Origin of the sequence: Actinoallomurus liliacearum, assembly GCF_039542035.1 — a bacterium.
GTDB classification, from domain to species: domain Bacteria; phylum Actinomycetota; class Actinomycetes; order Streptosporangiales; family Streptosporangiaceae; genus Actinoallomurus; species Actinoallomurus liliacearum.
Genome location: NZ_BAABHJ010000027.1, coordinates 313721 through 337308 on the forward strand (window position 1 = coordinate 313721; position 23588 = coordinate 337308).

Annotated in this window: 22 protein-coding genes; 7 read left to right on the forward strand and 15 right to left on the reverse strand. The window is 72.1% G+C overall.

The window, feature by feature from the left end; all coding sequences use genetic code 11:
- Positions 1-20: 20 nt before the first annotated feature.
- From ABD978_RS32995 to ABD978_RS33015, 5 genes are all read left to right on the forward strand, one after another.
- The gene (locus ABD978_RS32995; RefSeq protein ID WP_345363501.1) at positions 21-1454 is read left to right on the forward strand and encodes a lactate utilization protein B; all 1434 of its coding nucleotides are present in this window, start codon (positions 21-23) and stop codon (positions 1452-1454) included.
- Entirely contained in the window at positions 1433-2065 is a 633-nt protein-coding gene (locus tag ABD978_RS33000; protein WP_345363503.1) for a LutC/YkgG family protein, read from the forward strand. Before ABD978_RS32995 ends, ABD978_RS33000 begins: the two co-directional genes overlap by 22 nt.
- Before the next feature lie 64 nt (positions 2066-2129).
- The gene (locus tag ABD978_RS33005; RefSeq protein ID WP_345363505.1) at positions 2130-3557 is read left to right on the forward strand and encodes a rhamnulokinase; all 1428 of its coding nucleotides are present in this window, start codon (positions 2130-2132) and stop codon (positions 3555-3557) included.
- Positions 3558-3779: 222 nt separating this feature from the next.
- Positions 3780-4511 (forward strand): trypsin-like serine protease, encoded by a 732-nt coding sequence (locus ABD978_RS33010; RefSeq protein WP_345363507.1) that lies wholly within the window; start codon positions 3780-3782, stop codon positions 4509-4511.
- 71 nt (positions 4512-4582) lie between these two features.
- Positions 4583-5095, forward strand: coding sequence for a hypothetical protein (locus ABD978_RS33015; protein WP_345363509.1), 513 nt, complete (start codon positions 4583-4585; stop codon positions 5093-5095).
- Positions 5096-5101: 6 nt separating this feature from the next.
- On the opposite strand, the gene ABD978_RS33020 is transcribed toward ABD978_RS33015, so the two are convergent.
- The 11 genes from ABD978_RS33020 to ABD978_RS33070 form a co-directional block, all read right to left on the reverse strand.
- Positions 5102-6391 (reverse strand): cytochrome P450, encoded by a 1290-nt coding sequence (locus ABD978_RS33020; RefSeq protein WP_345363511.1) that lies wholly within the window; start codon positions 6389-6391, stop codon positions 5102-5104.
- A 113-nt stretch (positions 6392-6504) separates the two neighbouring features.
- Complete coding sequence (locus ABD978_RS33025) at positions 6505-6855, reverse strand: cupin domain-containing protein (protein ID WP_345363513.1); 351 nt, start codon at positions 6853-6855, stop codon at positions 6505-6507.
- A 32-nt stretch (positions 6856-6887) separates the two neighbouring features.
- Complete coding sequence (locus tag ABD978_RS33030) at positions 6888-7490, reverse strand: TetR/AcrR family transcriptional regulator (protein WP_345363515.1); 603 nt, start codon at positions 7488-7490, stop codon at positions 6888-6890.
- Positions 7490-8707 carry an acyl-CoA dehydrogenase family protein gene (locus ABD978_RS33035; RefSeq protein ID WP_345363517.1) on the reverse strand — a complete coding sequence of 406 codons (1218 nt, stop codon included), beginning with the start codon at positions 8705-8707 and terminating at the stop codon, positions 7490-7492. The genes ABD978_RS33030 and ABD978_RS33035 overlap by 1 nt, the downstream gene beginning before the upstream one ends.
- Before the next feature lie 126 nt (positions 8708-8833).
- Entirely contained in the window at positions 8834-9214 is a 381-nt protein-coding gene (locus tag ABD978_RS33040) for a hypothetical protein (RefSeq protein WP_345363519.1), read from the reverse strand.
- Between the two features lie 346 nt (positions 9215-9560).
- Positions 9561-10883: an alanine racemase gene (locus ABD978_RS33045; protein ID WP_345363521.1), complete on the reverse strand. Its 1323-nt coding sequence runs from the start codon at positions 10881-10883 to the stop codon at positions 9561-9563.
- 111 nt (positions 10884-10994) lie between these two features.
- On the reverse strand, positions 10995-11402 hold the full coding sequence (locus ABD978_RS33050; protein WP_345363523.1) for a RidA family protein: 408 nt from the start codon (positions 11400-11402) through the stop codon (positions 10995-10997).
- Between the two features lie 307 nt (positions 11403-11709).
- Entirely contained in the window at positions 11710-12312 is a 603-nt protein-coding gene (locus tag ABD978_RS33055) for a GTP-binding protein (protein ID WP_345363525.1), read from the reverse strand.
- Positions 12293-12667: a DUF742 domain-containing protein gene (locus tag ABD978_RS33060; protein ID WP_345363527.1), complete on the reverse strand. Its 375-nt coding sequence runs from the start codon at positions 12665-12667 to the stop codon at positions 12293-12295. Before ABD978_RS33060 ends, ABD978_RS33055 begins: the two co-directional genes overlap by 20 nt.
- 6 nt (positions 12668-12673) lie before the next feature.
- Positions 12674-13099 (reverse strand): roadblock/LC7 domain-containing protein, encoded by a 426-nt coding sequence (locus ABD978_RS33065; protein ID WP_345363529.1) that lies wholly within the window; start codon positions 13097-13099, stop codon positions 12674-12676.
- Between the two features lie 19 nt (positions 13100-13118).
- Positions 13119-15530 (reverse strand): sensor histidine kinase, encoded by a 2412-nt coding sequence (locus ABD978_RS33070; RefSeq protein ID WP_345363531.1) that lies wholly within the window; start codon positions 15528-15530, stop codon positions 13119-13121.
- A 512-nt stretch (positions 15531-16042) separates the two neighbouring features.
- Between ABD978_RS33070 and ABD978_RS33075 the strand changes: the two genes are divergently transcribed.
- Positions 16043-17449, forward strand: a complete 1407-nt coding sequence (locus ABD978_RS33075; RefSeq protein WP_345363533.1) for a class F sortase — start codon at positions 16043-16045, stop codon at positions 17447-17449.
- A 110-nt stretch (positions 17450-17559) separates the two neighbouring features.
- Positions 17560-19521: a WD40 repeat domain-containing serine/threonine protein kinase gene (locus tag ABD978_RS33080; RefSeq protein WP_345363535.1), complete on the forward strand. Its 1962-nt coding sequence runs from the start codon at positions 17560-17562 to the stop codon at positions 19519-19521.
- A 55-nt stretch (positions 19522-19576) separates the two neighbouring features.
- On the opposite strand, the gene ABD978_RS33085 is transcribed toward ABD978_RS33080, so the two are convergent.
- The 4 genes from ABD978_RS33085 to ABD978_RS33100 form a co-directional block, all read right to left on the reverse strand.
- Positions 19577-20734 carry an aldose epimerase family protein gene (locus ABD978_RS33085; RefSeq protein ID WP_345363537.1) on the reverse strand — a complete coding sequence of 386 codons (1158 nt, stop codon included), beginning with the start codon at positions 20732-20734 and terminating at the stop codon, positions 19577-19579.
- Between the two features lie 316 nt (positions 20735-21050).
- Entirely contained in the window at positions 21051-22199 is a 1149-nt protein-coding gene (locus tag ABD978_RS33090; protein ID WP_345363539.1) for an oxygenase MpaB family protein, read from the reverse strand.
- On the reverse strand, positions 22192-23181 hold the full coding sequence (locus ABD978_RS33095) for a polyprenyl synthetase family protein (protein WP_345363541.1): 990 nt from the start codon (positions 23179-23181) through the stop codon (positions 22192-22194). Before ABD978_RS33095 ends, ABD978_RS33090 begins: the two co-directional genes overlap by 8 nt.
- On the reverse strand, positions 23174-23407 hold the full coding sequence (locus tag ABD978_RS33100; protein ID WP_345363543.1) for a hypothetical protein: 234 nt from the start codon (positions 23405-23407) through the stop codon (positions 23174-23176). The genes ABD978_RS33095 and ABD978_RS33100 overlap by 8 nt, the downstream gene beginning before the upstream one ends.
- Positions 23408-23588 lie beyond the last annotated feature (181 nt).

Genomic DNA, 23588 nt, shown 5'->3' on the forward strand with positions numbered 1-23588 from the left:
AGCGGATCGGCGAACCTCCCATGTCCACTCCCCAGCGAACGGCCGGGTCCGGCGGGCGCATGCCGACGTACGTCGGGATGCCCGCCTTCCCGGAGGCCGCGCGCAGCGCCGTGCGCGACACGCGGCTGCGCCGGAACCTCGCGCACGCCACCACGACGATCCGCGCCAAGCGCGCCGCCGCCGTGAGCGAGCTGGCCGACTGGGCGGAGCTGCGCGAGACGGCCAAGCTCATCAAGGATCACACGATCGAGCACCTCGGCCACTACCTGCGGCTCCTGGAGGAGCAGGTGACGGCGCGCGGCGGCACCGTGCACTGGGCCCGGGACGCCGCCGAGGCGAACCGGATCGTCACCGATCTGATCAAGGCCACCGGCGAGACCGACGTCGTGAAGGTCAAGTCGATGGCCACCCAGGAGATCGGCCTGAACGAGGCGCTCGCCGCCGAGGGCATCCACGCGCACGAGACGGACCTGGCCGAGCTCATCGTCCAGCTCGGGAACGACCGCCCCTCGCACATCCTCGTCCCGGCGATCCACCGGGGCCGCGCCGAGATCCGCGAGATCTTCCGCCGGGAGATGCCGGGGGCGCCCGACGACCTGACCGACGAACCCGCCCGGCTGGCCGAGGCCGCCCGTACCCATCTGCGGGAGCGGTTCCTGGCCGCGAAGGTCGCCGTGTCCGGGGTGAACTTCGCGGTCGCCGAGACCGGGTCCCTCGTCGTGGTCGAGTCCGAGGGCAACGGCCGGATGTGCCTGACGCTCCCCGAGACGCTGATCTCGGTGATGGGCATCGAGAAGGTCGTGCCCGCCTGGCGGGACCTGGAGGTGTTCCTCCAGCTGCTGCCGCGCTCGTCGACCGCCGAGCGGATGAACCCCTACACCTCGATCTGGTCGGGCGCGACCGAGGGCCAGACGTTCCACCTGGTCCTGGTCGACAACGGGCGTACGGCGACGCGCGCGGACGAGGTCGGCCGGCAGGCGCTGCGCTGCATCCGCTGCTCGGCCTGCCTCAACGTCTGTCCCGTCTACCAGCGCGCGGGCGGGCACGCGTACGGGTCGCCGTATCCGGGGCCGATCGGCGCGATCCTGTCGCCGCAACTGCGCGGATCCGGTTCGCCGGTCGACGACTCGCTGCCGTACGCCTCGACGCTGTGCGGCGCCTGCTACGAGGTCTGCCCGGTCGCCATCGACATCCCCGAGGTGCTCGTGCACCTGCGGTCGCGCGCCGTGCACGGCCGCGCGGAGAAGGCGGCCATGCGGTTCGCCGCCTGGACGCTGCGCTCCCCCACCCGGCTCGCCTTCGGGCAGCGCCTGGCGGGCACGGCCGGGCGGATTCTCGGCCGCGGGGGCGGTATCCGCCGGCTGCCGGGCCCCCTGACGCGCTGGACCGACACCCGTGACGCGCCCGTCCCCGCGAGGGAGACCTTCCGCGAATGGTGGGAAAAGCGATCGTGAACGCCCGCGAGGAGATCCTGCGGCGGCTCGGCGACGCGCCGGCGGACGCCGCCGCGTACGCCGCGCTGCCCCGGCCGTACCTCCGCCGCCATCACGACGGCGACGTGGTGGCCCTGTTCGCCGAGCGCGCCGCCGACTACCGCGCGGAGGTCCGCCGGATCGCCGCCGCGGACCTGCCCGGTGTGCTCGGCGAGCTGCGCGGCCGCTATGTCGCCCCGGACGGCCTGCCCGAGGCGTGGACGGCCGAGGTCGACGTCGTACGGGACGACCCGCCGGTGTCGGTGGCCGAGCTCGACGCCCTGGACGGGGTGATCACCGGCTGCGCGGCCGCCATCGCCGAGACCGGCACCGTCGTGCTCGACCACGGCCCGGGGCAGGGCCGCCGCGCGCTCACGCTCGTCCCGGACCACCACGTCGTCGTGGTCGAGGCCGCGCGGATCTCCGCGGACGTGCCCGAGGCGATCGAGGGCCTCTCCCCCGAGCGGCCGCTGACGTTCATCTCCGGTCCGTCGGCGACCAGCGACATCGAGCTGTCCCGTGTCGAGGGCGTGCACGGCCCGCGCCGGCTGACCATCGTGATCACGGACGCCCCCCAGGAGCAGAGTCGATGACCGAGCGAAGCGAGGGAATCCGCAAGCACAGCATCTTGGTCATTCGACCGACGAAGGAGGTCTCATGACGCCGCGTTCATTCGCCGCCGTGGACCTGGGCGCCTCCAGCGGGCGCGTGATGGTCGCCCGGGTGGGCGAGGACGAACTGACCCTCCGGGAGGCGCACCGCTTCCCGAACCGCCCCGTGCGCGCCGGCGGCACCCTCTACTGGGACGTGCTCGGCCTGTACGGGCACGTCCTGGACGGGTTGCGGGCCGCCGACGGGGTCGCCTCGATCGGCGTCGACTCCTGGGCCGTCGACTACGGGCTGCTCGACCCCGCCGGGACCCTCCTGGGCAACCCGGTCCACTACCGGGACGACCGCGCCGACGGCGTCATGGACAAGGTGGTCGCCGAGCTGGGCGCGCAGACGCTGTACGACGTCGGCGGGCTGCAGTTCCTGCCGTTCAACACGGTGTACCAGCTGCTGTCGGCACCGGTGCCGGAGGCCGCCCGCACGCTCCTGATGATCCCGGACCTGCTGGCGTACTGGCTGACGGGCGAGGCGGGCGCGGAGATGACCAACGCCTCGACGACCGGGCTGTACGACGTGCGCGCGGGCGACTGGGCGTACTCCCTCATCGAACGCCTCGGGCTGCCGACCGGGATCTTCCCGCCGCTGCGCCGGCCGGGCGACGTCATCGGCACGCTGCGGCCGGACGTCGCGGCCGAGACCGGACTGCCGGACGCGCTGCCCGTCACCGCGGTCGGCTCGCACGACACCGCCTCGGCCGTCCTGGCGGTCCCCGCCGAGCACGACCGCTTCGGCTACGTGTCGTGCGGCACCTGGTCGCTGGCCGGGGTGGAGCTCGACGCGCCGGTGCTGTCGGAGGAGAGCCGGGTCGCCGGGTTCACCAACGAGGTCGGGGTCGGCGGCACGATCCGCTACCTGCGCAACGTCATGGGGCTGTGGCTGCTGCAGGAGTCGCTGCGGACGTGGCGGGCCGAGGCGTCGCTGCCCGACCTGCTGGCCGCGGCGGCGGACGCACCGGCGTTCGCCGCGCTCGTCGACCCGGGTGACCAGGCGTTCCTCCCGCCGGGTGACATGCCCGCGCGGATCGCGGCGTACTGCGCGCGGACCGGCCAGCGGCCGCCGGAGGGACGGGCGGCGGTCGTCCGCTGCATCCTGGAGAGCCTCGCCCTCGGGCACCGCGCCGCGATCCGGGACGCCGCCCGGCTCTCCGGCAAGTCGGTCGAGGTCGTGCACATCGTCGGCGGCGGGGCGCGCAACGCGCTGCTGTGCCGGCTCACCGCGGACGCCTGCGGCCTGCCGGTCGTCGCCGGGCCCGTGGAGGCGACGGCGATCGGGAACGCTCTGGTGCAGGCCCGCGCGCACGGGTCGGCCGTCGAGCCGCGCGAGCTGGTGCGCCGGACGCAGGATCTGACCGTCTACCGCCCGCGCGGCGACGACGCCGCCTGGGACCGCGCCGCACGGCGAATCGGCCTTTCCTGATCACGGCCCGGGACCGTCACGGCTTCGGCCCGCTCGCCTTTCCGGACGGCCGGGTGCGCCCGCTCGTACCACACCATTCGGATCATCGATCCGGCGATGTATCCGCAGGTCGGAGGACTGAGGCGGTAAGTAGATCTTTTCCTGATCATTTGGACTAAAGACGGTATTTCCGTTTAAGGTCTGCCCATGCGCTTTGCCGCCCCCGTTGCAATTTCTGCGTTTATGATCGTCGGTCTGGCCTCCCCCGCATCAGCGATCACCAATGGATCTCCCGACGGAGAGGACCATCCGTCGGTCGGTGCCCTGATCGCCAACAGGCCGTACCCCGACGGCACCTGGTCCTACTGCACCGGCACGCTCATCTCGCCGACGGTGTTCCTCACCGCGGCCCACTGCCGGGAGGGCAAGAAGGGCACCGCGCGGGTGGCCTTCTCCAGTCACTACAAGGCCGGGGACGCCGTCTACACCGGCCGGTACATACCGGACGAGCGCTATGACTCCGACGCCGACCGGTACGACATGGCCGTCGTGGTCTTCGACTCGCCGATCGCCGGCATCAAGCCCGCCAGCCTGCCCTCGAAGGACCTGCTGTCCCGGATGCGCGCCGACGGTTCGCTGAAGGACGCCAAGTTCACGCCGGTCGGGTACGGGTCGCTCAACCCGTCCAAGGTGAAGCGCAAGATGAAGTTCGTCTACACCGACACCCGCAGCCGGACGTCGATCTCCTACCAGGGGCTCACCCACCGGTGGCTGAAGCTCCAGCCGGACCGCGGCGACGGCGGGACCTGCTTCGGCGACTCCGGCGGCCCCAACTTCCTCGGCAACACCGACCTCCTGGTGGCCACCACCATCAGCGGGGACGACGACGCCTGCAAGGACACCAACTACGACTACCGCCTGGACTCCTCCCCGGCCCGGGAGTTCCTTGTCAGGTTCGTCAGCCTTCCCTCCTGACCCGGGCGGACGCCCGCTCCCGCGCCACCCCGCCGGCATCCCCGGCCGGGTGGCGCGGCCATACTGCGATCATGACGTCTGCATCATCGGCCCCATCGGGCTGGACCGGCTGGCTGGAGACCCTTTCTGAGGCGGACCGCGCCCGCGCGCTCGCGCTACGCGACCGGTTCGCCGCGCTCGGCGCCGAGTACCCGGAGGAAGACGCGCGGCTGGAGGTCGGGGAGGACATCCCGCAGCTCGCCCGCTTCCTGCTGCTGCGCCACATCTGGGAGTACGCCATCAACAGCCTCGAGCGGCCCGGCGAGATCGACGGCATCGCCGCCGCCTGCCGTCTGCTCGACGCCGGCGCCGACCGGACCGACGTCATCACCCTGGCGCGGCGCGCCGCCTGCGACGCGGCCTTCGCCGTCCTGTACGCGCTCGACGTGCCCAATCACGACCTGGACGACGACTCGCTCCCCGAGTGGTCACTGCGTGAGACGACGGGCGACGAGGAGAAACCGGGCCGCCACATGGACGACCTCCATGCGGAACTGCTGAGCGCGGACCCATCCGGCAGGGGGGCCGAGGACCTGCTCTTCTGAGGGCGGTCAGGGTGCGGTGAAGGTGCAGGGCAGACGCTTGTAGCCGTTGATGAAGCCGGACAGCAGGCGGTCGGGCTCGCCGGCGGCGCGGATGTCCGGGACCCGGGTGAACAGTTCCCGGAGCATCACGGTGATCTCCCGCCGGGCCAGGTTGGCGCCGAGGCAGAAGTGCGGGCCCGGGCCGCCGAAGCCGACGTGCGGGTTCGGGCCGCGGGTGATGTCGAAGACGTCCGCGTGCTCGAACACCGCCTCGTCGCGGTTGGCGGAGTTGTAGAACAGCAGCACCTTGTCGCCCGCCCGGTAGGTGTGCCCGTTCATCTCGTGGTCGCGAGTGAGATTGCGGCGCATGAAGATCACGGGTGTGGAGTAGCGCACGATCTCCTCGACCGCTCCCCCGATCCGGCCCTCGAGGTCCTCGAGGAGCAGCGCCCGCTGGTCGGGGAAGTCGGTGAACAGCTTCAGCGCGTGGCTGAGGGCCGTCCGGGTCGTCTCGTTCCCCGCGACGACGAGCAGCAGGAAGAACGAGCCGAGTTCGCGGACGGTCAGCCGCTCGCCGTCGACGTTGGCGTTGACCAGCGCCGAGACCAGGTCGCCGGTCGGGTTCTCGACGCGCTGGCGGCCCAGGCCGGCCGCGAGCCGGTGCAGGTCGCGGGCCGCCCAGATGATCTTGAACAGCGCGCGGGCCGCGGTGACGCGACCGACCCGTCCGGGCTTGATCCCGGTGTACTCGGGGTCGGAGTTGCCCAGGATGACGTTCGTGCGCTCGATGACCCGGGGGTAGTCCCGTTCAGGGATGCCGAGCATGTCGCAGATGACCTCGACCGGCAGGCGTACGGCGACCTTCGCGACGAAGTCCCCCGGACCGGTCTCGATCAGCTCGTCGACGATCCGCGCGGCGCGCCGCCGGACGTCCTCCTCGGTCTTGTCGAGCATCTTCGGAGTGAAGGCGCGGGACACGATCCGGCGGATCTTGGCGTGCCGGGGATCGTCCATGTTGATCAGCGAGCCGAAGAACCGCTCCATGTACGCGGGGAAGTCCGGGATGCTGGTCGCGCTCGGCTCGCTGCTGAAGATCTCCGGGTGGCGGCTGGCCTCGCTGACGTCCGCGTGCCGCACCAGCGCGTAGAAGCCCTCACCGGGCCGCACGAACGGGACGGGGAGTTCGGGGAAGAAGGCCGGGTGCTCCCGGGCGCGCAGGTCCGCGAAGGCCGCCTCGCGCGCCTCGCCGGGCAGCGCCCAGAACTCCAGTGAGGACAGGCCGATCTCCGATGGGGCCGGACCGGACCGGGTCGTCATGACGCCACCGCCTTCCGCATCGACCCCCATGCTCAGGTAAGTGGTCGGTTACGGTCAAGGGGCGGCGGCGACCGAGGTGGGCCGGTGCAGGTCACCGGCCCGCCCGGAGCGGTTCAGATGTTCTCCGGCGCCGACGGCAGTTTGACGGCGGTGAGCAGGATGGCCGAGTTCTCGATCGCCTCGACGCGGTGCCGGGCCTTCGGCACGAAGATCAGGTCGCCGGTCCGGCCCTCCCAGAAGTCGTCCCCCGCGACGAGCCGGACGCGACCCTGCAGGACCTGGACGGTGCCCTCCTCCGGGCCCACGTGCTCGTCCATCGTCGTGTCGGCCTTGAGCGCGATGAGCGTCTGCCGGAGCACGTGCTCGTGCCCTCCGTAGACCGTGGTGGCACTGCGGCCGGCCGAGTCGCTCAGGGCCCGGTCCAGCTGCTCGCGAGCCCGGGCTTCCAATGACAGTTTCTGCATGTCCTCCATCTACCGCAGCGGCGGCGAATGATTCATCGGCCCGGCGAGCCGTCGCCGGGCTCCCGCAACCCGTCGAGGTAGAGACCGACGTAGTAGTCGCCCACCGCCCCGGCGTCCAGCGGCCCGTCCGGGTGCCACCACGTGCTCAGCTGGTGCACCGCGCCGAAGAAGAAGTTGACCGCCAGGTCCGCCGGGACGCCGGGCCGGAAGGTCCCCTCCCGCTGCCCCTCCTCCACCAGGGCGCGGAAGCACTCGTGGTAGCGGCGCCGCTCCGCCCGTACGGCCTTCTGCTTCTCGGCCGGCAGCAGGTGCATCGAGCGGAAGAAGACCGTCAGCTCGTCCAGGTGCGCGATGCTCGTCTCGATCACATCGACGGCGGCGGCGCGCAGGCGCTCCTCCGCCGGGCCGGTGCCGCCCGCGAACCGCCGCAGCCGATCGGTCTGCAGGGCGAGCAACCGGTGGTAGATCTCGTAGAGCAAGTCGTCCTTGGCGGCGAAATAGTGGTACATCGCCCCCTTGGTGACACCGGCGGCCCGGACGATCTCCTGGACGGAGGTGCCCTCGTAGCCGTTCTCGGCGAACAGCCGGGTGGCCACCGCCAGCAGCCGTTCCGGCAGCGGGCGCTCGTCCGCCATCATCTGCCCCGGTAGGCGGCGAGCTCGCGACGGGCGATCGACCGCTTGTGCACCTCGTCGGGACCGTCCGCCAGGTGCAGGGTCCGCACGCCCGCCCACAGCTCGGCGAGCGGGAAGTCCTGCGAGACGCCCGCGCCGCCGTGCGCCTGGATCGCCCGGTCGATCACCCAGTTCGCCATCTCCGGCACCAGCGCCTTGATCGCCGAGATCTCCACCCGGGCGCCCTTGTTGCCGACGGTGTCCATCAGCCACGCGGTCTTCAGGACGAGCAGCCGCGCCTGCTCGATCCGGATGCGCGACTCGGCGATCCAGTCCTGCACGACGCCCTGGTCGGCGATCGGCCCGCCGAAGGCGACCCGTGACACGACCCGCTCGCACATCAGCTCCAGGGCGCGCTCGGCCATGCCGATGGCGCGCATGCAGTGGTGGATGCGGCCGGGCCCGAGCCGCTCCTGCGCGATGCGGAAGCCCTCGCCCTCGCCGAGGAGGATGTTGGCGACCGGCACCCGTACGTCGTGGAAGGAGATCTCGGCGTGGCCGCCGTGCGTGCCGTCGTCGTAGCCGAAGACGTGCAGTCCCCGCTCGACGGTGACACCGGGCGTGTCCTTCGGCACCAGCACCATGCTCTGCCGGCGGTACGGCGGGGCGTCCGGGTCGGTCACGCCCATCACGATGAAGATCTCGCACTCGGGGCTGAGCGCGCCGGACGTCCACCACTTGCGGCCGTTCAGCACGTACGAGTCGCCGTCCCGCTCGATGCGCAGCCCGATGTTGGTGGCGTCGGAGGAGGCCACGGCCGGTTCGGTCATGCAGAACGCCGAGCGGATCGCGCCGTCCAGCAGCGGCTCGAGCCACCGCTCCTTCTGCTCGGGCGTGCCGAACAGCGCGAGGATCTCCATGTTGCCGGTGTCGGGCGCCGCGCAGTTGAGCGCGACCGGCGCGATCTTCGGCGACCGGCCCATGATCTCGGCGAGCGGGGCGTACTGCAGGTTGCTCAGGCCGGCGCCGTACGGCTCGTGCGGGAGGAAGAGGTTCCACAGGCCGCGCTTGCGCGCCTCGGCCTTCACGTCCTCGATCACCGGCGGAGTGGCCCACGTGCCGGCGAGCTCGGCGGCCTGCGCGGCGTAGACGGGCTCGGCCGGATGGACGTGCGAGTCCATGAACTCCAGCAGCCGGTCGCGGTACTCGATGGTGGTCTGGTCGAATGCGAAGTCCATCGCCGTCCCCTCGCGAACGCGGCCTCTGCGGCCGTCGGGTCTGCCCGGCCCGTCAGCATACCGACTGGTCGGTATGACGACCGTAAGCAGACGCGGCCCGGCGCGTCAACGCCGGGCCCCGCCGGGTCACTGATGCAGGCCGTGCCCGGTCTCCTCGTCGCCGCGGTCCACGTCGAGTCCGACGATCGACGCGCACCGGCGGCAGACCCACTCGGCGACGACGGACTCGGCGGCCATGTCACGGGTCCGGTACGGCTTGGCGATCTTTCTGCGGCGCATTCCGTGACCACACGTCGAATGCACCAAAAGCCCACAATTCGGGCAAGGCCAGACGTCGTCCCCGGGACGCTCACAGCCCGGGCATACGGGTCTGTCGTGATCAACAGTGATCGGCTCGAGTTCGGCGCGCCAGGTGCGTTCGAGATCAAGATATTCGTCGTTCGGCCAGGAATCATCGGCCAGCCAGGCGAGATATTCCTCGTCGCCGGGAGGCAGCACGGCGGTCATCGACTCGGGGTAGGCGTTCGGGTCGGGCGCGGCCGCCGCGGACCGACGGCGCCCCCGCACCGCGAGCGTCACGGACAGGAGGACGAGCAGGGGAGTCCAGAGAAAGATGTTCACATTCCCACATCCGCGGAGGCGCTCATGACGGCGGTCACGAGGCGGGGCGGCAGTTCACGGGGGAGCACCGCTGTACCCACGGTGGCGTCCTTTCATGAGTCGCTGTCGAGGGGGCGCAAGCGATCATGCATGCGGGGCATAAAACGGTAGAACAGTACCGAATCGAGCTCGGTCATGGAAATCGATCAAACAATTTCGTCAGTTACCGTCCCGTAGTTCAAATAATGAATCTTCAGAAGAAGGTCCGGACCAGATCCACCACCACCGGACCGTCGGCCGCGGCGTCGTCCACGACCGGGATGAGCGTCCACTTGTCGAACGCCGTGCAGGGGTGGGACAGTCCCAGACGGACGACGTCGCCCACCGACACGTCCGCGTCCCGGAGGAACGCGTGCTGGTCGTTCAGCCTGCTGACGTGCGCGCCGGGGGCGAGCGGCCCGCGTCCGCGTACGAGTTGCGGCTCCGGCATGCCCTCGTCGTAGGGAAGGTCGCGCTTGCCGGCGTCCAGGAGGGCCAACCCCGGCTCCGGCCGGGAGACGACCCGCGCCCACCCGTGCATCGCGCTGCGCAGTCGCACGGCTCCCACCTCCCGGGCGAACGGCGAGACGCCACGGTAGAACCCGTCATCGTGGATGAGGTACGCGCCGGAGCGGAGCATGACCCGGGTACGGGCGTCCGAGGCCGGAGCGAGGACGCGGACGACCACGTCGAACCACGCGCTCCCACCGGCGGTGATCACGGCGTCGCCGGTCTCGTCCGCCTCGTCCAGCAGCCGTCCGTCCCGAAGGCGGTCGTGCAGCTCTCGCAGGTCACCGAGATAGGACTCGAGCACGGCGACCGCCTCCGCGACGGAGCCGTGGGCCAGCGCGCCCTCATAGCCGCTGACGCCGACGAGCCGGAGGTGCCGCGCCGCCGTGACGGCCTCCGCGACGGCCAGCGCCTCGTCTAGCGTACGGGCGCCGGTTCGGCCGCCCGCGCCGCCCAGCTCCACGCAGACGTCGAGCGGCCGCGACGGCTCGACCGGGCCGCCGCCGAGCGCCTGATCCATGAGCTCCACGGCGCGGATCGAGTCGACCCAGGAGGTGACGGAGAAGTCCGGGTCACGGTCGAGCTCGGCGGCGATCCAGCGCAGCCCCGCCGGGTCCAGGACGGTGTTGGCGAGGTGGACGCGCCGCACGCCGAACGCGCGGGCGACCCTGAGCTGTGGGAGGTTGGCGAGGGTGATGGCGCGGGCACCCGCGGCCAGCTGCCGCTCCCACAGGGCCGGGGCCATCGTGGTCTTGCCGTGCGGGGCCAGGTCCACGCCCACCGCCGCGCACCAGCCGGCCATCGTGCGCAGGTTGTGCTCCAGCGCGCTCGCGTCGAGCGTGAGCAGCGGGGTGCCGAGGTCCTCCAGCGAAGGCCGCCCCGCCACGAAGCCGGCCACCGTACTCCCCCACGCCGAGGCGGGAACGGCCTTGAAGCGCCAGTCCAGCCGTTCGGCCGCGAGCTCGGCGACCCGCTCGGCGTCGATCCCGCCCGCGACGGCGCCGGTCTCGGTGTGCTCCAACGTCATCTCCTGTCTCCCGCGCGTACCGCGCTCACCGGCGACCGGTCGCGTCCTCCTCGTGGACACGGCGCGGCTCAGGGCCGGAGACGCCGCGTCCGGCGTCGGGGTGCCGCGCCCTCAGCCGACGACGGCCTGGGCGTCGATCTCGACGAGCATGGCCTCGTTCGGCAGTTCGGCGATGAGCGTGGTCCGGCAGGGCTTGACGCCGTCCTTGACGTGCTCCTCGAGGAACGCGGCGTACTCCTCGTTCATCGGCCCGAAGTCGGCGCGCCTGGTGAGGTAGACGCGGAACATCACCACGTCCCCGACCGACGCCCCGCCCGCCTCCAGGATGGCGCGGACGTTCTCCAGCGTCCGGCGGGTCTGCGCCTTCACGTCCCCGGCGTGGAGGTACTCCCCCGTCGCCGGGTCCTGCGGGCCCTGGCCGGACACCTGAAGGATCGGCCCCTTGCGCACTCCCTGGGAGAACACCGGTAGCGGAGTGGGCGCCCCCTCGGTGCGGATCTCGGTCTTCGCCTCGCTCATGCGGCCTCCTTCGTCGGAGGAGTGACCAGAGGCCCTGCGCCGATGGCTCGCTCGCTTCGCTCGCTCACACGCGGCCTCCTTCGACTCCTCGCTCGTCGATGACGCTCGTGCCATTCTCACGCCGTCCCTCGAAGCGCCACCACGGCGGGTCCGGTCGCTGCGGTTTCCTCCGCTCCGCCGAGTATGCAATGGAACGTTCCACCATGGCGATGGTTCAGAAAAATGTCCGCTTCCGGTCGGGCGCGCCCGGCACGTGGGGGCGCGCCACCGGCCGGTCCTCGCCCGGTGGGACCGCGCCGGCCGGGCGTCAGCCCGCGGGGACGCGCCGGCCGGCCAGCCGCAGCGCGTGCTCGACGATGGACACGAGGACCAGCTTGGCCGACTCCCGGCGCCGCACGTCGCACAGGATGATCGGCACGTCGGGGTCGACGTCGAGGGCCGCGCGGACCCGGTGCACGTCGTACCGCGGCGCGCCGTCGAAACGGTTGACGGCCACGACGAACGGCGTGCCGCGCTGCTCGAAGTAGTCGATCGCCGCGAAGCCGTCGGCCAGCCGCCGGGTGTCGACGACGACCACCGCGCCGGCCGCCCCCCGGGCGAGTTCGTCCCACATGAACCAGAACCGGTGCTGGCCCGGGGTCCCGAAGAGGTACAGCGCCACGTTGTTCCGAAAGGTGATGCGACCCCAGTCCATCGCCACCGTCGTGGTCTCCTTGGCCTCGACCTCGGAGGTGTCGTCGACGCCGATCCCCGCGCTGGTGAGGGCCTCCTCGGTGCGCAGCGGCCGGATCTCGCTGACCGTGCCGACCAATGTGGTCTTGCCCGCCCCGAACCCGCCGGCGATGAGGATCTTGATCGCCATCGGCGAGTCCTGCGCGGTGACGCCGGAGTCAAAGTGTGTATAGCTCATTGAGCACAGTCCTGAGTATCCGTTCGTCGTGCGCGTAGGAACGCGTGTCGGGAGGCCGCACGCTGATCAGGCCCCAGTATTGAAGATCGCCCAGCAGGACGCGGACGACGCCGAGCGGCAGCCCCACGTCGGCGGCGAGGTCGGCGACCGTCATCGGCCTCCGGCACAGGCCGAGGAGCCGCAGGTGCTCCGGGTCCAGCCACCGCCGGTCCGCCCTGGCCGGCGCCCGGCCCATGACGACCGCCAGCAGGTCGAGCGTCTCCCCGTACGACCGGGTCCGGCCACGGCTCACCGCGTACGGCCGGACCACCGGGCCGGCCGCGTCGTCGAACCATCGGCGCTTGGACGCGGTCACGGGGGATCACGCTCCCCCCGGTGGTCCGTCCGGACTCGCGGCCGCCGAGCGCGCGGATGTGGCCAGATGGCGGCGGACCCGCTTGACCAGCCGCGCCATCTCGTACGCGATCAAGCCGATGTTCGCGTCGCCCTCGCTCACGACCGCCAGGCACGTGCCGTCGCCGGCCGCGACCACGAACATGAACGCCTTCTCCAGCTCGATCACCGTCTGGCGGATACCCCCGCCCTCGACGCGCTCGCTCACCGTCCGGGCCAGGCTGTACAGCCCGGCCGCCAGCGCGGCGAACCGTTCGGACTCCTCCGGGTCCATCCCCCGTGACGTCCCCATCGGCAGTCCGTCGCCGGTCAGGATCATCGCGTGGCGCACCCGGGCGACCCGCCCTACGAGATCGTCGAGCAACCAGTTCAGCTCACCGGTCGTATCCAGCATCGGCCCCTCACCTTCGCGGCTACTCGTCAAGGTCCGGGGCCTGGCGGCCGCGCTGCCAACCCCGTTGAAGCGATGCCATGAGCGACCGGGTCTCCTCCGGCGGGCGTGTGGTCATCGATTGGTCGGCCGTGGATTCCGGCCCGGTCTGCTCCCTGCGGAGCTGCGGTGCGAGGTTCGCCTGGCGGACGCGCCTCGGCAGTTCGGGTGCGTCCTCGTCGGTCCAGCCCTCGTACGGCGCCTGGATGTCGTCGCCGGCCCAGCCGGAGCCGACCCAGTCCGGAGTGGGCCAGGGGGCGGCCTGGTCGTCCGACCACTGGGCCTCCTCCTCCCACTGGCCGCCGCCGACCGGGGCCGCGATCTCCAGCGGCGCGGTCAGGGACGGCGGAGGCGGGTCGGCGGGCGCCTCGACCTCGGCGACCGCACGCCAGGCCCGGTCGATGGGCGCCTCGACCTCGGCGACGGCACGCCAGGCCGGGTCGATGGCGGGCTGTTCCGGCAACGCGTCGTCGTAGTCGAACGCCTGGTCGCCGGCCAGCAGATCCGGCGGAACCAGCACGACCGCCCGGACCCCGCCGTACGGCGAGGCGCCGAGGGTGACGCGTATCCCGTGCCGGGTGGCGAGCCGGCCGACGATGAACAGGCCGAGCTGGTCGCTGTCGAGCAGGTCGAACTCCGGGGGGTTCGCCAGCTTCTCGTTGGCCTCGGCGAGCTCCTCGTCGTTGAGGCCGATGCCGCGGTCCTCGACCTCGATCGCGTAGCCGTGGGCCACGAGCTCGCCGCGGACCTGCACCTGCGTGGTGGGCGGGGAGAAGGCCGTGGCGTTCTCGATCAGCTCGGCGAGCAGGTGCGTCGTGTCGGCGACGATGGAACCGTCGAGCGCCGTCGGAGTCGCGGACTCGACCACGACGCGGGTGTAGTCCTCCACCTCGGCGACCGCCGCGCGCAGGATGTCCTTGATGCCGACCGGGTTGTGCCAGCCGCGGGCGGGCGCGGCGCCCGACAGGATCGCCACGCCCTCGGCGTGGCGGCGCATGCGGGTGGTGAGATGGTCGAGCGCGAACAGGTCGTCGAGGACGTCCGGGTCGCGGGCCTGCTTCTCCATCGTCTCGAGCATCGCGAGCTGCCGGTGGAGCAACGACTGGTTGCGCCACGCGAGGTTGATGAAGACCTTGTTGATCCCCTTCCGCAGCCGCGCCTCGCCCACGGCGGCCTCGACGGCGGTCCGCTGCAGGGTGCCCAGGGCGTCCGCGACGCGGGAGACCTCCTTGCTGCCGCCGCCCTGCACCGGAGGGCTCTCGGCCTCGACGTCGACCTCCTCGCCGTCGCGCAGCCGCTTGATCACCCGCGGCAGGCGGACCTGGGCGAGGTCGAGGGCGGCCTGCTGCAGGACGGCCATCTCCCGCGCCAGCGTCCGGCCGAACAGGAGGGAGACGACGATCGACAGCGCCAGCGCGACGATCCCGATCCCCGCCGTGAGGGAGAGGAAGAGGATGGATCTGTGCTCGATCGGTTTCGTCTCGCTGGTCAGCGTCGTGCCGGCGTCGATGGTCGCCTGCGACCATGCGCTCATCAGCGGCTCGATCGTCGCCTGCCAGGAGACGGACTGCGCCGGCAGCCGGGCGCCGGGCCGCGTCGCGATGATCGCGTCCTCCAGCGAGCGGAAGGCGTTGAAGCTCGGCGAGTCGACGATCTTGTCCCACGGAGTGCGCAGGGCGGGTCTCGCCCGCGAACGCGCCGCGTCGAAGAGATAGCGCTCGTTGTAGGCGCTCTGTGCGAACACGCCGTAGGCCTGAGCGCTGATCCGGTGGCTCCTGGTCGCCAGCGCCGCGGTCACCAGGGCGTCCTCACGCATCACGAACTCGCGCGCCGTGGCGGACTCGACCAGCGCCGTGCCCTGCTGGTAGATCTCCGCGTCGTCGACGACGATCATCGTGCTGAACACCCGGATCACCGACTCGATCACGGTGCTGTAGTCACCGATCGCGCCGAGGCCGTCCATGGACTGGGCGTCGACCCGGCCGCGCAGGGCGGTGAGCCCGTCGAGCTGCTGCCACAGGTCTTCGAGCCGCTGGCGCGTCGTCGGGTTGACGGAGCGCTGGACGTCGCCCGAGAGCGCCGACCTGCGGAACTCCGCCTGCGCGGTGTCCACGGCGGCCCGGCCGTCGGTCACCTCCTGCCGGTCCTGCCGGCCCTTGGTGTACAGCAGGACGGCCGACACCGCGCGCTCCCGCTGCAACGCCGCCTCGAGCTTCGCTCCCGGGATGGTGACCTTGTGGTACGCGGTCGACGCCTTGTACTTGCCGATCGCGTCGCGGGAGGCGAGGAAGGCGGCGAACGCCCAGACCCCGGCCAGGCAGATGATCGGGACGAGGCTCAGCACCAGCAGCCTGGTCCGTAGGGACCACCTGCCGGAACGCTTGGGAGAACGCATTGATGGCCTCGCCGTCTCCGTCAACAATTTTGAAACATCAAGATCTTAGAGGGCTCAAATGGCACCACATGTGCCGCGCGGGTGGCAATAGCCCCCCTGGACCATACGGGTTTCTCTGCTTTGGGACACCACGCCACCCAGAAGAGCCGTGGCGAATTGTGGCTCGGCGGCAACCTTTGTCCGTTCTCAAGCGACTGGAAGGGCAGATCGCGTCCGCCGAGTCCGCCGCCCGGCTCCCGCCGTGAGCCGCCGGTCGCCCGTCGGCAGGCCGGCTCCGGCGGTGACCGCCGGCGGCGCCGCCTGGCCCGGCGGCCGCGTTCCGCCGCCCGCCCTTCCGCCCCGCCGGGGCGGGCGGCTTCACCGGGCATCGGCCGGATCACCGGACATGACGGCGCTCCGTGAGGGAGACTTCACGCAGCGGCAGGATCGGCCGGGTCCTCCCGGTCGGCACCGTTTCCGTCGACGCCAACAGCCCGCGCCGCTCACGGGCGCGAGCCTGTCAGGAGACCGTCATGACGCCCCGTCCCCCGTGGTCCACCGGCCGGAACCGCAGTATGCGCGGATCCGTCATCGTCGCCGTCACCGTCTTAGGCGTCGTGCTGCCGGGCGCCTCCTCCGCCCTGGCCGCGCCGGGCGACGGTTACCTCCGGCTCGCGCACCTGTCCCCCGACACTCCCGCCGTCGACGTCTACCTCTACGCCGCGGGGCGGAGCACGCCGCGCCTGGTGCTCAAGCACGTCGGCTACGGCGTGCTCTCGCCGTACCAGCGGCTCGGCGGCGGCGATTACACGGTCGCGATGCGCCCCGCCGACGCGGCCGCGACGAGCCCGCCGGTGCTGTCGGCCCACGTCCACGTACGCCCGCGCGCCGCCTACACCGTCGCGGGCCTCGGCCCGTACAAGGACCTCACGCTCAGGATCCTGGAGGACGCGCGCACCGCGCCGACCGGCCGCGTGGTGCTCCGCGTCATCCAGGCGTCGCTGCGGCGGCCGGTCGTGACCGTCACCGCCGACGGCCGCACGCTCGCCGGGGACCTGCGGTTCCCGGAGGTCACCTCCTACCGTTCGCTGCGGGCGGGGGCGACCACGGTCCGTGTCACGGACGGGTCCGGGGCGCCCGTGACGTCACGGGTGACGCTGCGCGCCGGTTCCGTGCACACGCTGTTCGTGCTCGACGGCACGTCGGGACCGCGCCTGCTCGACCTGCGCGAGGCCGCGGCGCCGCGCCGGACGCCGCGCGGCCCGGTCGAGGCGGGGCTCGGCGGGCTGGCCAGCCGGGTCGCCCCGCCGCCGTGGGTGGTCTCCGCCCGGCTGATCCCACTGTCCCCCGGACCGGCCGAGGGAGGCCGGGGGGACCGACCCGGCGCGTACGCCGGTGCCGACCGCCCGAGCAGGACCGGCCCGTACGCCGACGGCGAGCGCGGAGGCAGCCCCGGCACGTATGCCGACGGCGAGCGCGGAGGCAGGCCCGGCGCGTACGCCGAGCCGGTGATGCTGCGGATTCCCGAGATCGGCGTGCGATCGCCGCTGGACCGCCTGACGACGGACGGGCGCGGGCGGCTCCGCCCGCCGCGCGACCCCGCGCACGCCGGATGGTTCGCCGACGGCATCCGGCCCGGCGACACGGGACCGGCCGTGATCGCGGGGCACGTGGACTCCCGTACGGGTCCGGCCGTCTTCACCCGGCTGGCGACCCTGCGGCCGGGCGCCCGGATCCTGGTCACCGACGCGACCGGCCGCGTGGCGGCCTTCACCGTCGATCTCGTGCGGGCCTTCCCCAAGGAGGACTTCCCCACGGCGGACGTCTACGAGGCGACCCCCGACCCGCAGCTGCGCGTCATCACCTGCGGCGGCGCCTTCGACCCGGTGTCCGGGCACTACCTGCGCGACGTGGTCGTGTACGCGAGCCGCACCCGATGAGCCCTGATGACCCCCGGCCGTCCCCGCAGCGGCTGCGGCCGGAGGCCGCCCGGGGACGACGGACCGAAGGTCCCTATCCTCCGGGGCGGGCCGACGGTTATCGTCCTGCCATGCCGGATGGCCGAGGGCGGCTGATCGCCGGGCAGTACCGTCTCCTCGAGGAGATCGGCCGAGGCGGTTTCGCGGTGGTGTGGCGCGCCCGCGACGAACGCCTGCAGCGCGACGTCGCCGCCAAGCGCCTGTTCCTTCCCACGTACTCCACGGCCGAGCAGCGCACCGAACAGCGCCGGCGGACCCTCCAGGAGGCCCGCTCGGCGGCCCGGCTCGACCATCCCGGCGTCGTCACCGTGCATGACGTCGTCGAGGACGGCGACGATCCGTGGATCATCATGGAGTACGTCCACGGGCGGTCTCTGAGTGAGCTGGTGCGCACGTACGGCCCGCTGCCTCCGCAGCGCGTCGCCGACGTCGGCCTGCAGTTACTCGACGCCCTGCGCGCCGCGCACCTGGCCGGGGTGCTGCACCGCGACGTCAAGCCCGGCAACGTCCTGCTCGCGGGCCGGCGGGTCGTGCTCGGTGACTTCGGGCTCGCGACCGTGGAGGGCGACCCGGCCCTCACCCAGTCCGACGTCGTCATGGGCGCCCCCGCGTACCTCGCGCCCGAACGCGCCCGTGGCGAACCCGCCGTCGCGGCGTCCGACCTGTGGTCGCTCGGCGCCACGATGTTCTACGCGGTCGAGGGCCGGCGGCCCTTCAACGGCGTGAACCCGAACGCCATGCTGCACGCGATCATCACCGAGGAGCCGGCTCCGGCGCCGCACGCCGGCCCGCTCGGCCCGGTCCTGGACGGGCTGCTCCGCAAGGACGTCGGTGAACGCCTCGGAGCCGGCACGACCGCCGCCCTCCTCGCCGCCGTCGCCGACCGGGCCCGGCCGTCCGGGCGGTCCGCGGGATCGGACGCCCACCGGCCCCGTTCCATGGCGGGGCCGGGAGCCGGGCGCGGGCGGCCGGCGGACGCGCCCGGCGACCTGACCCGCCCGGGCCACGCCTCGCCCCGCGCACGGGTGTGGCACGGGCGCCACCGCACCATGCTCATCGCCGCTCCGGTCGCGGCCCTCGCGCTCGCCCTCGTGACCGTTCCGAACCACGACTACTACGCCGCGCGGCAGGCACAGAGGCGGCCCCGCCCGGCGACCACGGCTCCACGGCTCCTGGCCTCCATGCCCGCGGGCCCGAGTGAGATCTACACGGTGGCCTTCAGCCCGGACGGGCGCACTCTCGCCGCCGGTGGCGCGGACCACGCCGTACGGCTGTGGAACCTCGCCGACCGGCGGCTCACGACGACCCTCACCGGCCACGCGTACGACGTGTTCGCCGCGGCGTTCAGCCCGGACGGCCGGACCCTGGCGGCGGCGGGATACGACGGCAAGGTGCTGCTGTGGAGCGGCGACGGGCGTACCCGGATCGCGACGCTGGACACGCACGGCAACGGGGTCAGCGCCCTGTCCTTCAGTCCGGGCGGCGCGGTCCTCGCGAGCGCGGGGGACGAGGTGCGCCTGTGGAACGTCACGGACCACCGCGCCGTCGCCACGTTGCCGGCCCACGGCGAGAGCATGTTCACCGCCGTCTTCGCACCGCGCGGGACCACCCTGGCCACCGCGGGCACCTGGGCGATCCGGCTGTGGGACACCGCCCGGCCCGCCCGCTCCGTCATCGTGACCCGGCTGACCTCGCTGATCGTGGGCATGGCGTTCAGCCCGGACGGCCGGACCCTGGCGGCCGGCGGTTACGACGGTCGCGTGCGCCTGTGGGACGTCGCCACCCACCGGCTCGTGGCGGCCCTGCCCGACCTTCCCGGCCGTGTCAACGGCGTGACGTTCAGCCCGGACGGCCGGACCCTGGCCTGCGCCGGGGGCGACACCGTACTGCTGTGGGACGTCCCGGCGCGGCGGCCCGCCACCACGCTCTCGACGCGAACGGGCGTCGTCGACGCCGTCGCCTTCGCCCCCGACGGCAGGACCCTCGCCACGGCCGGCGACGACGCGACCGTCCGCCTCTGGAGCCTCGGCTGAGCAGTCGTGTCGCCCAGAGCCCGCGTACGGGCGGCTCTGGGCGGCACGGCCGGGGTCAGTGCGCGGACAAGGACCAGACGGTCGAGGTCCGGTAGGTCTGCCCGGGGCGCAGCACGGTGGACGGGAAGTCGGGGTGGTTCGGCGAGTCGGGGAAGTGCTGGGTCTCCAGCGCGAACCCGTCTCCCTGGCGGTACTGCCGGCCGCTCGTGCCGTACAGCGTGCCGTCGAGGAAGTTGCCCGAGTAGAACTGGATGCCGGGCTGGTCGGTGTAGATCTTCAGCACCCGGCCGCTCGTCGGCTCGCCGACCTCGGCGGCGAGCCGGAAGCCCGAGCCGTTCAGCACCCAGTTGTGGTCATAGCCCTGCCCGTAGGCGAGCTGCTGGAAGCCGTCCCGGATGCGCGCGCCGATCGGCGTGGCCTTGGTGAAGTCCATCGGCGTGCCGGCGACCGGCGCGAGCTGCCCGGTCGGGATGAGGGTGGAGTCGACGGGGGTGTAGCGGTCCGCGTTGAGGCGCAGCCGGTGGTCGTAGATGCCGCCGGACCCCTCCCCCGCGAGGTTGAAGTAGGAGTGGTTGGTCAGGTTGACGATCGTGGCCTTGTCCGTGGTGGCACGGTAGTCGAGGCGCAGGGATCCTCCGCTCAGCGTGTACGTCACGGAGGCCTTGAGGGTGCCGGGGTAGTTCATGTCCCCGTCCGGGCTGGTGTAGTCGAGCCGCACCCCGACCGCGTCCTTGGTCTTGACGGGGGTGGCGGTCCAGGCCTTCGTGTCGAAGCCCTTCGGACCGCCGTGCAGGGAGTTGCCGTTGTTGTTGAGCGGCAGGTGGTAGGTCGTGCCGTCGAGCGTGAAGGTGCCCTTGGCGATGCGGTTGCCGTACCGGCCGATCAGCGCGCCGAAGTACGGCCCCGGGTTGTTCTTGGCGACGTAGTCGTCCAGCTTGGGGAAGCCGAGCACCACGTTGGCGCGGTGTCCGTGCCGGTCGGGGGCGTCGAGCCGCTGGACGATGCCGCCGTACGTGATGATCTTGACGCTGATGGCGCTGCTGCTGAGGGTGTAGCGCCACACCTTGGTGCCGTCGGACAGCGTGCCGAACAGGTCCTTGGAGATGGTCGGGCTCGGCGCTGCGGTGGCGTTCACCGCGGGCAGCATACCGGTCACCAGCGCTGCGAGCGCGGCGACGCCGATCAGGAGGGTCTTCTTGGGGCGGAGGGGCACGAAAGCTCCTTTCTGTGGCCGCGAACGGCCAGGATGCGCATCCGCCGCCCGCCCCCGATCAGGCGGTCTCCGATGTGCGCCATTGCCAGGAAGCCGCGAAGAGGCCGGTGGCCTGCCCGCTACAGACCGTCCACTCTGTTCGATATTTCGAACGTTGTCCGAGGTCTGCGGGCAGACGCTAAATTCCCCCGCGAAAGCTGTCAAGGGACGTCATCGTCGACCTTTGTAAAAGGACTTCGCGCCCGACAATCGACCGTTAGCGAAATATCACACCAAAAGCGCCTGGTGTCCGATATCGCGGATCCTCGCGCGGAATTCAGGAGAGGTCTGCCGGGGGCGGCGGGGTCCAGCGGGAGATCGGTGAGCGCACGCCGTACTCGGCCTTCAGCTCCTGCGGGATGGCGTAGTGCATGACGCGCCCCCGGGTCAGGGAGGACAGTTCGAGCACCGAGACCAGGCGGCCGAGCCGGTCGGACAGTTGCGCGGCCCAGGGCCCGCGGTCCTCGAGGCGTTCGAGCGCGCCGAGGAGGACCGGGGCGACCCCGATGACGGAGTCCCAGCGCGACCGCGGGACCTGGAGCCAGTCGGCCGTGGTGTCGCCGACCAGGAAGCGGATGAGCGCGGGGACCACCGGGTCCAGGAGCGTGCCGGGGACGACCCCCTCGTACATCTCGATCAACTGCCCGGTGAGGTGTGCCCCTTCGGGGGACGGCCCCATGTGGCGGAACATGTACCGGTCGGAGAACCGGCGGGCCGCCTCGAGGTCGGGCGGAATGGTCGCCGGGTCGCAGCCGAGGACCGCGCCCACCACCCGCCAGGCGTAGTAGTACGCCTCGGCGCCGTCGGGAGTGATGTGGACGCCCATGCGGTGCAGTGCGTCCAGCACCTGGATGCTGAACATCATCAGCCCGCCGAGCATGTCCTCCTGGCAGATCGGGACGGGCTCCGGCCACTTGCCCGCCTCCTTCAGGTGACGGCGGATGGAGGCGTGCAGCAGCCGGACCTTCTGTGCCGCCGGGAGGAACCGGCCACCGGCCTCGAACGCGTCCGGTCGCATGAGGTACACGGTGAACTGCCCGGTCTCGGCCATGCGCCGCGACGGGTAGGCCAGCGAGTGCGTCGCGGACAGCAGCTTGGCGATGTGCGGGACGACGTAACACGCCGGCATCGCCGCGAACGACAGGGCGGTCGAGATGTGCACGTCGTTGTCGATGAAGAACTGCCGGGCCCGCTCCATGACCGCCCAGTCGACCCACTCCGGCGGAGTCGCCGTCGCCTCCAGGTAGTCACGGGCGGCGTCGGGGACGTCCTCGGGCAGCGCCTGGCCGGAGACGGCGAACCAGCGCATGAGCGTGTTGAACCTGGCCACCCCCGCTCCGGCGAACAGCGCCTCGACGGTCGCGTCGGCCAGGTCGTCGCCCTTGAGGCGCAGGCCGTCCAGGTACTCGTCGGTGTACTCATTCATCAGCGGTCGCCTCGCAGATCAGTCGGGTCAGGGCGGTGGCGGCCTCGGGGGCCAGCCGGGAGCCGTGGAGCGCCGCGCGAGCGGTCTCGGCGCGGTCGTCGATCATCTGCCGGACCTCGTCGGGCGCACCGGACCGCCGCATGATGTCCCGGATCTCGGCGGCGTCGGACGGGGCGACCGGACCGTCGATGAGGTCGCCCAGCCGCCGCCGGTCGGGCCCCGTCGCCCGGGCCAGTGTCAGGGCCAGCAACGCGGTCGGCTTGCGGCCCGTCAAGTCGTCCAGGGCCGACTTGCCGGTCCGCGCGGGGTCGCCGAACACGCCCCACAGGTCGTCACGGAGCTGGAACGCCTCACCGAGCGGACGCGCGTACGCCGCCAGCGTGCGCAGCGTCGCGGGGTCGGCTCCCCCGAGCACGGCGCCGATCTGCAGCGGTCGCTCGACGGTGTACGACCCGGTCTTGAACCGCACGATCGCCAGGGAACGGGCCAGGTCGGGCGCGCCTCCGGTGCGGAGGATCTCCAGGCACTCGCCGGCCACCAGCTCGCGGCCCATCGTGGCCCAGACGGGCAGGGCCCGGGCCAGGAACGTCCGTGGCAGACCCGACGCGTGGAAGAGCTGCCCCGCCCACGCCATCAGCAGGTCCCCGATCATGATGGCCAGGCCGTCGCCGAGGCTCTCGTGCGCCGTCACGCGGCCGCGCCGCAGCGGGCTCCGGTCGATGATGTCGTCGTGGACGATCGCCGCGGCGTGCACCAGTTCCAGGGCCGCCGCCGCCCGTACCATCGCGTCGGTGTCCGGCTGACCCGACGCCCGCCACCCCCAGTAGCAGAACGCCGGGCGGATCCGCTTGCCGCCGGCGATCGAGGCGCGCATCTGCTCGGCGACGGGCGTGAGCCCTCCGTCGAGCGCGAGCAGCTCGCCGAGCTCGGTCTCGACGAACTCCGTCAGGGCGCGGTCGACCCGGAACCGCAGGTCAGTCATCCGCGCCCCGCTCGGCGACCCGGCGGGCCAGCACCTCCATGTGCGACTCGGGCTCCGGGCCGGTGCGCCGGACCGCCAGCTCGCCGCGCGCCCGCAACTCCTCTCGTACCTCCGCGAGGCCGGGAAGGCGCCGGGCGGCGCCCCGCAGCCCGCCCGTCACCAGGTCGGCCAGCCCGGCCGTCAGGTAGAGGATCTCGTCGTACGGCCCGCCGCCGTTCCTCGCCATGACCACTCTCCGCTTCGATGTCGATACATCGAGTGATAGCACCGGAATCGGCGGCATGGACGCTCATGGCCTCATCAGGCCAGTTCCACGGAACGTGAGAGCGGGACGACCGTCCGTTCACCCGGACGGAGGCCCGGCCGGCGGTAAGAGCGGATCATTGACACCGCCGGAGGAGGCTTCC

Excerpts from the sequence above, each read along its gene's own strand:
- ABD978_RS32995 (WP_345363501.1), top strand. The coding sequence starts at position 21 with ATGTCCACTCCCCAGCGAACGGCCGGGTCCGGCGGGCGCATGCCGACG.
- ABD978_RS33000 (WP_345363503.1), top strand. The coding sequence starts at position 1,433 with ATGGTGGGAAAAGCGATCGTGAACGCCCGCGAGGAGATCCTGCGGCGG.
- ABD978_RS33005 (WP_345363505.1), top strand. The coding sequence starts at position 2,130 with ATGACGCCGCGTTCATTCGCCGCCGTGGACCTGGGCGCCTCCAGCGGG.
- ABD978_RS33010 (WP_345363507.1), top strand. The coding sequence starts at position 3,780 with ATGATCGTCGGTCTGGCCTCCCCCGCATCAGCGATCACCAATGGATCT.
- ABD978_RS33015 (WP_345363509.1), top strand. The coding sequence starts at position 4,583 with ATGACGTCTGCATCATCGGCCCCATCGGGCTGGACCGGCTGGCTGGAG.
- ABD978_RS33020 (WP_345363511.1), bottom strand. The coding sequence starts at position 6,391 with ATGACGACCCGGTCCGGTCCGGCCCCATCGGAGATCGGCCTGTCCTCA.
- ABD978_RS33025 (WP_345363513.1), bottom strand. The coding sequence starts at position 6,855 with ATGCAGAAACTGTCATTGGAAGCCCGGGCTCGCGAGCAGCTGGACCGG.
- ABD978_RS33030 (WP_345363515.1), bottom strand. The coding sequence starts at position 7,490 with ATGGCGGACGAGCGCCCGCTGCCGGAACGGCTGCTGGCGGTGGCCACC.
- ABD978_RS33035 (WP_345363517.1), bottom strand. The coding sequence starts at position 8,707 with ATGGACTTCGCATTCGACCAGACCACCATCGAGTACCGCGACCGGCTG.
- ABD978_RS33040 (WP_345363519.1), bottom strand. The coding sequence starts at position 9,214 with ATGACCGCCGTGCTGCCTCCCGGCGACGAGGAATATCTCGCCTGGCTG.
- ABD978_RS33045 (WP_345363521.1), bottom strand. The coding sequence starts at position 10,883 with ATGACGTTGGAGCACACCGAGACCGGCGCCGTCGCGGGCGGGATCGAC.
- ABD978_RS33050 (WP_345363523.1), bottom strand. The coding sequence starts at position 11,402 with ATGAGCGAGGCGAAGACCGAGATCCGCACCGAGGGGGCGCCCACTCCG.
- ABD978_RS33055 (WP_345363525.1), bottom strand. The coding sequence starts at position 12,312 with ATGAGCTATACACACTTTGACTCCGGCGTCACCGCGCAGGACTCGCCG.
- ABD978_RS33065 (WP_345363529.1), bottom strand. The coding sequence starts at position 13,099 with ATGCTGGATACGACCGGTGAGCTGAACTGGTTGCTCGACGATCTCGTA.
- ABD978_RS33070 (WP_345363531.1), bottom strand. The coding sequence starts at position 15,530 with ATGCGTTCTCCCAAGCGTTCCGGCAGGTGGTCCCTACGGACCAGGCTG.
- ABD978_RS33075 (WP_345363533.1), top strand. The coding sequence starts at position 16,043 with ATGACGCCCCGTCCCCCGTGGTCCACCGGCCGGAACCGCAGTATGCGC.
- ABD978_RS33080 (WP_345363535.1), top strand. The coding sequence starts at position 17,560 with ATGCCGGATGGCCGAGGGCGGCTGATCGCCGGGCAGTACCGTCTCCTC.
- ABD978_RS33090 (WP_345363539.1), bottom strand. The coding sequence starts at position 22,199 with ATGAATGAGTACACCGACGAGTACCTGGACGGCCTGCGCCTCAAGGGC.
- ABD978_RS33095 (WP_345363541.1), bottom strand. The coding sequence starts at position 23,181 with ATGACTGACCTGCGGTTCCGGGTCGACCGCGCCCTGACGGAGTTCGTC.
- ABD978_RS33100 (WP_345363543.1), bottom strand. The coding sequence starts at position 23,407 with ATGGCGAGGAACGGCGGCGGGCCGTACGACGAGATCCTCTACCTGACG.